Here is a 3,086-nt window from a genome sequence, read left to right on the forward strand (position 1 = left end):
TTGCTTATAACATGGTATCACCCTGCTAACAACAGTAATAGTAGGTTTGTCCAGATTCAATTGGTTTAAAGAGCTGCTTTATAATCACGCTCACACAGCTAATCGAAAATCAATTTGCATCAAATACGTAATTTTTTCTTTCATAGATTTTAAAAATAAAATCTATGAACTATATTATAAAAGTCAGATCATGTAATAGTCGGTATCTCCAAACTTCCAAAAAAGAAGATATTGATTCTTACCACGCTCTAGAAAAATTGATCAGAACTAGCGCTAAACATTATCGTGATGTAAAATAAAAAACTATATTTACTGCTGGAATAGACGAAACATTAGATTAAGTGATCGGAAAATCATTTTTAAAATCAGGATCATAAAACGATAAAAAAGTATATTAAATACGAATCAACCTATACAACTAAGCGCCAAACCAATAGAATAAGCATAAATGACAGGACCTGATTATATATACTATACTGATTTAATGGGCACAATGCTTTTTGCCATTTCAGGAGCCATGGCAGCTAATCGGAGAAAAATTGATATTTTCGGTGCAACTTTTACAGGATTTGTTACAGCAATAGGGGGCGGTTCACTCCGGGATGTTTTTCTAAACCTTCGTCCCATTTGGGTTGACGATGGAAATTATCTAATTGCTATACTAATCGGGGTTTTTCTCTCAGCAGTCCTTAACGACAAATTAGATAGATTCTCCCGAACTTTAACACTTTTTGATGCCATGGGGATCGCTTTCTTTACTATTGTTGGCTTACAGAAATCCATTACCTATGAAAGCTCTACAATTGCGGCTGTAATTCTAGGCATGTTTTCGGCTGTAATGGGAGGGGTCATCCGGGACACCCTTATGAATGAAACGCCATTAATTTTCAGAAAAGAAATTTACGCAACAGCTTGTTTATCAGGGGCTATACTTTACGTAACCTTACCTTATTTTGGCCTTTCCGAGGGCATAAATGCTTTTTTAAGTGCATTGTTGATCTTTACAGTTCGGATCTTAGCCGTAAATATAAATTCTCCCTTCCGATAGTGGGTGGCTAAGGTGGAGAATGATTAGAAAGCGTTAATTATAACTAACGCTTTTTCTTTTGAAATGGAAATTTCATTTTATATCCAACACGGATCATCCCTTTAGAAATTGTATCCAGTTTTCCTTTCAACATTGTTTTTTTCAGTGTAGACAATTTATCAGTAAACAATTTCCCTTCGATATGATCATATTCATGTTGCACAACACGCGCTGCTAAACCGGATAAATCAATTTCGTGCTCCTCAAAGTTTTCATCCAGATAATTAATCTTAATATTCGGGTGCCTCAAAACATCCTCATTAATATCAGGAATACTTAAGCATCCTTCATTAAAGGCCCATTTCTCACCAGACTCTTCAACCATGATCGGATTAATGAAAACTTTCTTGAAAGCTGTCAACACTTCTTTTTCTTCTTCAATATCTTCAGCAAAAGGAGTTGCGTCGATTACAAAAAGACGAATTGGCAAACCAACTTGCGGGGCTGCTAACCCAACACCACTTGCTGCGTACATGGTTTCAAACATATCTGCAATAAGTTGTTTCAAGTTTGGATAATCCTCATCTATTTCATCTGCTACCTTACGCAAAACTGGGTCTCCGTAAGCCACAATTGGAAGTTTCATACTTTATTTTTTTGAAGGACAAAGATACGTATTAAAATTCAATCGAAAACCACAGTTTGTTTCTAATAAATCATATTTTTGTTATTCGAAAATGACAGATTCATACCATCAAATAGTAGAACGCTTTTGTAATGCATTACGAAAGAGCTTCGATTCACAGATTTTAGTCTCCGAAAAATCCCCCGTATTTACGGTAATAACGGGAGAGGAGCTTCCTTTTAAAATTCATCTTTACGGATCTAATATCACGAAGCGGGTTTCAGAAGAAAATCAAAAAATCGTACATATTGATGAAGATATATTATTTAGCAAATATGCTATCATTCTAAAAAGAATACTGGCAATCGCCTTACATCAGAAAAAAGCTTACGCTAGAAATACCGTTGTAGCTCGTGTCGATAAAAAAAATACAATCGCATTCTTGGAAGAAAACCACTTGCAGGGGGCAATGCCAGGAAAATATCGGTACGGTCTATTTTTAGAGGGTGAACTAGTTTCTCTTGCCGTATTTAGCGGAGGAAGAAAAATGCCTGAATTAAAGATTGAAAACTATCGGTCATTTGAACTCATCAGATTTTGCAATAAACTTGGTTATAATGTAGTAGGGGGAATCAGCAAATTGCTTAAAGCATTTATCAACGATTTCAACCCTCAGGATATTATGACCTATACCGATAAGGATTGGAGTCAAGATTCTTCATTAGAAAAAATTGGTTTTGTCAAAAAATCAGAACTTGAACCCCTTAAATTTTGGATAAATGGAACATCAAGAGTGCTCATTAGAGATGAAGATCAATATAAGAACCTACAAAAAGAATTTCCTGATGGCTACTTAAAAGAAAACTTGGGCAGTCTTAAACTGATTCTATCGATAAAATAAAATCATTTTTTGTATCTTGTCGATTAATCTAAACAGTAAATAATAAAATATATCACATGAAGAGAAAACTACGAATGGGTATGGTCGGAGGGGGCAACGATGCTTTCATCGGAGCTGTACACCGTATCGCGGCAAATATGGATGGTAAAATCGAACTTGTATGTGGTTCATTCAGCATCAATCCTGAAATCAACAAACAGTCTGCTGAAGATCTATTCATTCCAGAAAATCGTTGCTATGCAAATTATGAGGAAATGATTTTAAAAGAAAGCCAGCTTCCAGAAGGAGAGCGCATGGATTTCTTAACGATTGTTACACCCAATTTCATGCATTATCCTCCTGCAAAAATGGCTTTGGAAAATGGTTTCAATGTTGTCATTGAAAAACCGATGACCTTAACGTTAGAAGAAGCAAAATCTTTAGAAGAAATAATAAAAAGCACGAATAAAACACTTTGCTTAACACATACTTACTCCGGTTATCCGATGGTAAAACAAGCGAAAGCAATGGTTAAAGCTGGTCACTTTGGTAAA

General features: G+C 35.3%; 4 protein-coding genes. 3 read left to right on the plus strand and 1 reads right to left on the minus strand.

Annotation, left to right across the window (positions count from 1 at the left end; translation table 11 throughout):
* The first annotated feature begins 448 nt into the window (after positions 1-448).
* Positions 449-1,048 (plus strand): trimeric intracellular cation channel family protein, encoded by a 600-nt coding sequence (locus L950_RS24745; protein WP_156169863.1) that lies wholly within the window; start codon positions 449-451, stop codon positions 1,046-1,048.
* 43 nt (positions 1,049-1,091) lie between these two features.
* Here the strand turns inward: L950_RS24745 and def are convergent, their stop codons facing one another.
* On the minus strand, positions 1,092-1,673 hold the full coding sequence (gene def / locus L950_RS24750; protein WP_021191933.1) for a peptide deformylase: 582 nt from the start codon (positions 1,671-1,673) through the stop codon (positions 1,092-1,094).
* Between the two features lie 91 nt (positions 1,674-1,764).
* On the opposite strand from def, the gene L950_RS24755 reads away from it, so the two are divergent.
* The gene (locus L950_RS24755; RefSeq protein WP_021191934.1) at positions 1,765-2,553 is read left to right on the plus strand and encodes a hypothetical protein; all 789 of its coding nucleotides are present in this window, start codon (positions 1,765-1,767) and stop codon (positions 2,551-2,553) included.
* Between the two features lie 56 nt (positions 2,554-2,609).
* A partial coding sequence (locus L950_RS24760) for a Gfo/Idh/MocA family protein (protein WP_031289388.1) occupies positions 2,610-3,086 on the plus strand: 477 nt, incomplete at its 3' end.

Origin of the sequence: Sphingobacterium sp. IITKGP-BTPF85 (assembly GCF_001006065.1) — a bacterium.
Lineage (GTDB): Bacteria > Bacteroidota > Bacteroidia > Sphingobacteriales > Sphingobacteriaceae > Sphingobacterium > Sphingobacterium anhuiense.